Origin of the sequence: Nocardia sp. NPDC046473 (assembly GCF_040645995.1) — a bacterium.
GTDB lineage: Bacteria > Actinomycetota > Actinomycetes > Mycobacteriales > Mycobacteriaceae > Nocardia.
In genome coordinates this window covers 1-8,284 of sequence record NZ_JBEYZJ010000024.1, presented here as the reverse complement: position 1 = coordinate 8,284, position 8,284 = coordinate 1, and the positions used below count along the sequence as shown (strand labels likewise).

The 8,284-nt window shown below is 68.5% G+C and carries 1 protein-coding gene; it reads right to left on the bottom strand.

The window, feature by feature from the left end:
- On the bottom strand, positions 1–8,284 hold an 8,284-nt coding region (locus ABZ942_RS43705; protein ID WP_357392255.1), incomplete at both ends, for a type I polyketide synthase.

The window sequence follows — 8,284 nt, the reverse complement described above, 5'->3', positions numbered from 1 at the left end:
TCCGAGCCGCGAAAACCTCATCAACCGCCAACAACTCACGACCCATACCCACCCACTGCGCACCCTGACCAGGGAAAGCGAAGACGACCTTGCCTTCGACCCGATCGCCGATCGTCACCCCCGTGGCCGGAACTCCTGCCACGATGCCGTCGAGCCCGTCGAGGAATCCTGCGCGATCCGGCGCCACGATCACTGCTCGCCGCTCCAGCGCGGCCCTGGTGGTCAGGGTGTAGCCGATATCGGCGAGCGCCGAAACATGTTCGCCGGCAACGTGGTCACGCAACCGCGCCGCCTGCGCACGCAACCCCGCTTCGGTTCGGGACGACAACACCCAGGCAGTGCTGACCGCGGCCGAATCCGCAACGAGCTCATCGGAGGAACGGCTGTCTGATTCGACCTGTGCGGAGAACTGTTCCAGGACAAGGTGTGCGTTCGTGCCGCTGACGCCGAAGGCTGACACGGCTGCGCGACGCGGGCGCTGCACATCCGGCCATGGCTGCGCCTCGGTCAGCACCGCCACCGCACCCGACGACCAATCCACCTCGGACGTCGGCTCGTCGACATGCAGCGTCTTCGGCAGCATCCCGTGGCGCAGCGCCAACACCATCTTGATCACACCGGCCACTCCGGCAGCCGCCTGCGTATGACCGATATTCGACTTCAACGACCCCAACCACAGCGGACGATCCCGATCCCGACCATAGGTCGCCAGCAACGCCTGCGCCTCGATCGGATCACCCAGCACCGTACCGGTGCCGTGCGCTTCGACCACGTCGATATCGTCGGCGGTCAAGCCGGCGTTCGCCAACGCCTGTTTGATAACTCGCTGCTGCGCCGGACCATTCGGCGCCGAAAGCCCGTTCGACGCTCCGTCTTGGTTCAATGCCGAACCACGAACGATGGCAAGGACTTGGTGCCCGGCACGACGAGCATCGGACAGACGCTCCACCAACACCAAACCAACGCCCTCGCCCCAACCGGTCCCATCAGCACCCGCCGCAAACGATTTACACCGTCCACTACGCGACAACCCACCTTGCCGCGAAAACTCCGCGAATGATCCGGGGGTCGAAAGCACTGCCACACCACCGGCGACCGCCAGCCCGCACTCACCGCTACGCACTGAGCGCACCGCCAGGTCCAAGGCCACCAGCGACGACGAGCACGCCGTGTCCACCGTCACCGCAGGCCCTTCCAGGCCGAACACATACGAGATCCGACCCGACAAAACACTGCCCGACGTGCTTGTGGCCATATACCCAGCCGTCTGGGAACCTGCGAACACTGATTTCACGGCGTGGTCGAGTGGATGACCACCGATGAAGACACCGGTTCTGCTGCCCCGCAGCGAATCCGGATCAATACCCGCGCGCTCGAACAACTCCCACGACGACTCCAGCAACAGCCGCTGCTGCGGATCCATCGCCAACGCCTCACGCGGCGAGATACCGAACAGCCCCGCATCGAATTCCGTGGCGGTCGGCACGAATCCGCCCGCGCGCACAAAGGCGGTGCCCGCGTCGTCTGGTCCCGGGTCGTAGACCGGCAGCTCCCAGCCGCGATCGTCGGGGAACTCGGTGATCGCGTCGACACCGTCGGCCACCAACGACCACAGGTCCTCCGGCGACTCCACCCCACCCGGATACCGGCAACTCATCGCCACGATCACCACCGGATCGCCATCGTCGGCGACCGTCGAAACCGGTACGGCCGCAGCGCTCGACGCGCCGAGCAGTTCGTCCCGCAGATACTCGCTCACCGCGACGACGGTCGGATAGTCGAACACCAACGTGCTCGGCAACGCGAGTCCGGTCACCGTCTTGAGCCGGTTGCGCAGCTCGACCGCGGTCAGCGAATCGAAGCCCAGTTCCGCAAACGGCCGAGTCGGCTCGATCGCTTCCGGCCCGGCATGCCCGAGGACCGCGGCGACCTCGCCGCGCAAGAGATCTGCCAGCACATCCCGCTGTTCCGCGGCCGATCGATCGCGCAGCCGGGCAAGCAGCTCTCGATCACCTTCGCCAGCTGTCGATTCGGTGACCTCGACACCGGGCAGTTCGCTGATCAGCCGGCTGGGACGGACGACGGTGAAGGTTTCGGCGAACCGGCCCCAGTCCACATCCGCGACCGTCACCAGCGTGTCGCCATGGTCGACCGCGGCGGCGAGCGCGTGTACCGCGACCTCGGGGTCCATCGGCCGCAGGCCGCGACGGCTGAGCTGTTCCTCCGCGGCGCCCTCGGCCATGCCGCCGCCACCCCACATACCCCAGGCGATCGACGTCGCTGGCAGGCCGGATGCCCTGCGCCGCAAGGCCACTCCGTCCAGGTGGGCATTTCCCATCGCGTAGACGGCATTGGCCGCGCTCCCCCACGAGGCCGAGCCGGAGGAAAAGAGGACGAATGCATCCAGGTCGAGCTCGCGGGTCAGCGCATCCAGGTTGTCCGCACCTACTACCTTCGCGGCGTTCGCCAGGGCCAGCTGCTCGGCGGTCGTCTCGGAAATCGTTGCGTGGTAAGGGATTCCCGCGGTGTGCAGCACTGCGGTCAGTGGTAGCTCGGCGGGAATCCGCGCCAGCACCTCCACGAGAGCCGCGCGGTCGGCGACGTCGCAGGCGGCGAAGCTCACTCGCGCGCCCAGCGCTTCGAGCTCGCCGGCGAGGGCGGGCGCGGTCGCGGCCTGGTCGCCACTACGGCTCACCAGCAGTACATGCTCCGCCCCGTGCGCGGCTGCCCAGCGCGCCACATGGCCACCGAGCGCACCCGTCCCACCCGTGATCAGCACCGTGCCCCGCGGCCGCCAGGCACCACCGTCGATCACATCCGGCACCAACCTGCGGCCCAGCACCGCGCCATCACGTACCGCGACCTGATCCTCGCCGTGCGGCTGGGTCAGTAACGCCGCCACCAGCGAGACGGCCTGCTCGTCGACCGTTTCCGGGAGATCGATCAGACCACCCCAGCCGCGCGGTTGTTCCAATGCCGCGACCCGGCCCAGTGCCCACAGCTCGCTGTGCGCCGGAATCGGCTGCGGGTCATCGCTTCCCGTCCGCACCGCACCTCGCGTCAAGCACCAGTGCGGTGCGTCAATCCCGGACTCGGGCAATGCCTGGGTCAATGTCAGCTGCGCCGAGACCGCAGCAGGAAGCGCCGCGTACACCGGATCGGGCAGGTCGGTAAAGGCCAGTAGCGACAGCACACCGCGCACCGGCGCATCCGCGACCACGGCCCGAATCTGTTCCGCCAGCGCCGCGGGATCGATACCCGGCGCAACCGTCAACAGCACACAGCGTGCCGGGTCCAGACCGGCGAGCAGACCGGCCAGCACGCTGTCGGCGTCGTCGTCGACGGGCCGCACCACCAGCCAGCGGTCCGGCAGTGTCGCCGGGGTCAGCGAGAACCGCCGCCAGGCATCGATGTGCCGCCAGGCACTCGCATCGGCCTTTCGGCGCGCCCGGCGACGCCAGTCACCCAGCGCCGCAACGATCCCGTCCGCACCCGCGGCCGGGTCCGCTTCGACGAACTCGGCGAGCGAGCGTACGTCGCCGCCCTCGACCAGATTCCAGAACTCCGTATCGATGGGATCGGCCGCGGGCACGATGGAATCGATGGACGCCCACTCCAACCAGAACCGATTGCGCTGGAAAGCGTAGGTGGGCAGCTGGATTCGCCGAGCCGCCGAACTCGCATACAGCGCGGCCCAATTCACCGCCACGCCGTGCGTCCACGCTTGCGCGACCGCGGTCAGCAACCGATCCCGGCTCCCCTCCGCACGACGCAACGTGCCCAGCGCCACCGCGGCCACCTCGCTGCGATCGATCCCCTGCTCGATCGCGGGCACCAGCACCGGATGCGAACTCACTTCGACCAGCACTCGGATGTCCTGCGCCAGCAATGCCTCGAGCACCGACGCGAATCGCACCGGCTCCCGCAGATTCTCGACCCAATATCGCGCGTCCATCTCGGCGCCGTCGAGGTACCCGTTGCGCACCGTCGAATACACCGGTACCTGCCCAGCCTGCGGCGCGATACCGGCCAGCACGGCCATCAGTTCCTCGGCGATCGTGTCCACCTGCGCCGAATGCGACGCGTAGTCCACCTCGACCCGGCGTGCCCGCACCTGCGCTGCCGAGCATTCGGCCAGCAGTTCGTCCAGGGCGTCGTTCGCACCCGAGATCACCGTGCTCACCGGTCCGTTCAGCGCAGCGACCGAGACGCGGTCGCCGAAACGGGCGATCAGGCCGGCAACCTGCTCCGGCGGCAGCGCGATCGATACCATCCCCCCGTGGCCGGCCAGTCGCTCGGCGATCACCCGGCTCCGCGCCACCACCACACGGGCCGCGTCCGCCAGCGTCAACACGCCCGCGACGCAGGCCGCCGCGATCTCACCCTGTGAGTGACCGACGACGACATCCGGTGTGACACCGCACGATTCCCACATCGCCGCCAACGACACCATTACCGCGAACGACACCGGCTGCACCACGTCGACGCGATCCAGCGATTCCTGCTGGCCCGCCACGAATTCCAACAGAGACCAGCCGGTCAGCGGATCCATCGCCGCCGCGCACTCGCGCATCCGCGCGGCGAAAACGGCGTCGGTCTCCAGCAGTTCGCGCCCCATACCGGCCCATTGCGCACCCTGACCCGGAAACACGAAGGTCACCCGGCCGCCGACCCGATCGCCGGTCACCACCCCCGGCGCCGAGTTCCCGGCGGTAATCGCGTCGAGTCCGGCGAGGAATCCCGCGCGATCCGGTGCCACGATGGCCGTCCGGCGCGCCAGCGCAGCCCTGGCGGTCAGGGCGTATCCGACCTCGGTGAGTGTCGAATCCTTCTCGGCGGCAATATAATCGCGCAACCGTGCCGCCTGCGCGCGCAGCCCGGCCTCGGTTCGGGACGACAGCACCCAGACCGGGGTGACCACCTCGTCGGACGGGGCTGCCGCCGAATCAGGCTGGGCGGCAACTGCTTCCAGGATCAGGTGGGCGTTGGTGCCGCTGACACCGAAGGCGGATACGGCGGCACGGCGCGGGCGCTCGACGTTCGGCCACGGCTGCGCCTCGGTCAGCACTTGGACCGCACCCGATGACCAATCCACCTCGGGCGTCAGCTCATCCGCGTGCAGGGTCTTGGGCAGCACGCCGTGCTGCATCGCCTCGACCATCTTGATCACACCGGCCGCACCGGCGGCGGCTTGGGTATGACCGATATTCGACTTGATCGAACCCAACCAGAGCGGGCGGTCCGCCGAGCGGCCGCGGCCGTAGGTGGCCAGCAAGGCCTGCGCCTCGATCGGATCACCCAGCACCGTGCCGGTACCGTGCGCCTCGACCACGTCGACATCTGCGGTGGTCAGACCCGCACTCGCCAGGGCCTGGCGAATGACTCGCTGCTGCGACGGACCGTTCGGGGCGGTCAAACCGTTCGACGCCCCATCCTGATTCACCGAGGAACCGCGCACGACAGCAAGCACCGTGTGCCCCTGTCGCTGCGCCGCCGACAGACGCTCCACCAGCACCAGGCCGACGCCCTCGCCCCACCCGGTGCCATCGGCGCCGGCCGCGAAAGACTTACACCGAGCGCTGCGCGACAACCCACCCTGTCGCGAGAACTCCACGAACGCGCCGGTTGTCGACATCACCTCCACGCCACCGGCGATCGCCGTCTCGCACTCGCCGTTGCGGACCGAGCGCACGGCCCAGTCCAACGCCACCAAGGACGACGAACAGCCCGTATCGATCGTCACCGCGGGGCCCTCGAGGCCATACACGTACGAGATACGACCGGACAGCACGCTGCCCGCGGTACCGGTCAGCACATAGCCGTCGGTCGCTGAACCACCGAACAGCGCCTTCAGCGCATGATCCTGCGAACTGCCACCGACGAAGACACCGGTTCGGCTGCCGCGCAACGACAATGGATCAATACCCGCGCGCTCGAACAACTCCCACGACGACTCCAGCAACAACCGCTGCTGCGGATCCATCGCCAACGCCTCACGCGGCGAGATACCGAACAGCTCGGCATCGAAATCGGTGGCGGTGGATACGAACCCGCCCTCCCGCACATAAGTCGTTCCGGCGGTGGCGCTGTCGGGGTCGTAGATCGACAGGTCCCAGCCGCGATCGTCGGGGAACTCGGTGATCGCGTCGACACCGTCGGCCACCAACGACCACAGGTCCTCCGGCGACTCCACCCCACCCGGATACCGGCAACTCATCGCCACGATCACCACCGGATCGCCGTCATCGGCGACCGTCGACACCAGCGCCGCTGGTGTCGCTGCCAACGCACCGATCAGCTCGTCACGCAGATACTCGCCTACTGCGACAACGGTCGGATAGTCGAACACCAACGTGCTCGGCAACGCGAGTCCGGTCACCGTCTTGAGCCGGTTGCGCAGCTCGACCGCGGTCAGCGAATCGAAGCCCAGTTCCGCGAACGGCCGGGTCGGCTCGATGGCCTGCGCACCGGCATGCCCGAGCACTTCCGCGACCTCGCCGCGCACGAGATCGGCAAGCAAGCGTGCCTGTTCACTCGCGGGCAGTTCACGCAGGCGGATCAGCAACTCCGGATCGCCGGTCGAGGCCGAGCCGGACTCGGCGCTCTCGACACCCGGCAGTTCGCCGATCAATCGGCTGGCGCGGACGATGGTGAAGGTTTCGGCGAACCGGCCCCAGTCCACATCGGCGACCGTGACCAGCGTGTCCCCGTGGTCGACGGCGGCGGCCAGCGCATGTACCGCGACCTCGGGGTCCATCGGCCGCAGGCCGCGACGGCCGAGCGACTTTTCGGCGGCCCCTTCGACCATCCCGCCACCACCCCAGACGCCCCAGGCGATGGACGTCGCAGGCAGGCCGGAAGCCTTGCGGCGCAACGCCAATCCGTCCAGGTACGCATTGCCCATCGCGTAGACGGCGTTGCCCGCACTCCCCCACGACGCCGAGCCGGAGGAAAACAGCACGAAGGCGTCCAGCTCGAGATCCCGGGTCAGCACATCCAAGTGGGCGGCGCCCGCTTCCTTCGCGGCGTTGGCGAGCGCTAGCTGCTCGGTGGTCGTGTCGGAAACGAGCCCGCCGTAGGCGATTCCCGCAGTGTGCACCACCGCGGTCAACGGCTGCTCCGCCGGGACCCGGCCGAGCACAGCGGCCAGCTCGGCCTGATCCGTCACATCGCAGGCGGCGAAGCTCACTCGCGCGCCCAGCGCTTCGAGCTCGCCGGCGAGGGCGGGCGCGGTCGCGGCCTGGTCGCCACTACGGCTCACCAGCAGTACATGCTCCGCCCCGTGCGCGGCTGCCCAGCGCGCCACATGGCCACCGAGCGCACCCGTCCCACCCGTGATCAGCACCGTGCCCCGCGGCCGCCAGGCACCACCGTCGATCACATCCGGCACCAACCTGCGGCCCAGCACCGCGCCATCACGTACCGCGACCTGATCCTCGCCGTGCGGCTGGGTCAGTAACGCCGCCACCAGGTCGATCGCAGCCTCGTCGATGGCCTGTGGCAGATCGATCAAGCCACCCCAGGCGCGCGGTTGTTCCAGTGCCACAACACGTCCCAGCGCCCACAACTGGGCGTGCGCCGGAATCGATTGCGGGTCGTCATTACCGGTGCGCACCGCGCCACGGGTCAGCCACCACTGGGGCGCGTCGACCGCCAGATCCGCCAGCGCCTGAACGAGAGACAGATTCCCGGAGACCGCCGCGGGGACATCCGGACTTGCCGCATCGTTCAGGCCGGTGAAGGCCAGCAACGACAGGACGCCGGTCACGTTCTCAGTGGCGTCGAGCGCCTCCCTGATCTGCTCGGCCAGCGCCGCCCGGTCCGCCTCGGGTTCCGCCTGTACCAGTACGCAATTCGTCGGTTCCAGACCAGCGAGCACGGCCGCTAGCACGCCCTCCGCGTCGTCCCCGGCGGGCCGCACGATCAGCCATCGGTCCGGCAGCGGCGCCGGAGATACCGAGAATCGCCGCCAGCCATCGACATGGCGCCAGGCGTTCGCATCGGCCTTACGGCGCACACGACGACGCCAATCCCCCAGGGCTGCAACGATTCCGTCCGATCCCGTGGCCGGATCCGCGTCGACCAGATCCGCCAGCGAACGGATATCACCGCTTTCGACCAGTTCCCAGAACTTCGCATCCACGGGATCGGCCGCGGGCACGGTCGGCGTACCCCAGTCCAGCCAGAACCGTTGGCGTTGAAATGCGTACGTAGGCAACTCCACCCGCCGCCCGGAAACGCCACCGCACGCCACCGACCAATCCACCACCACACCGTGCACCCA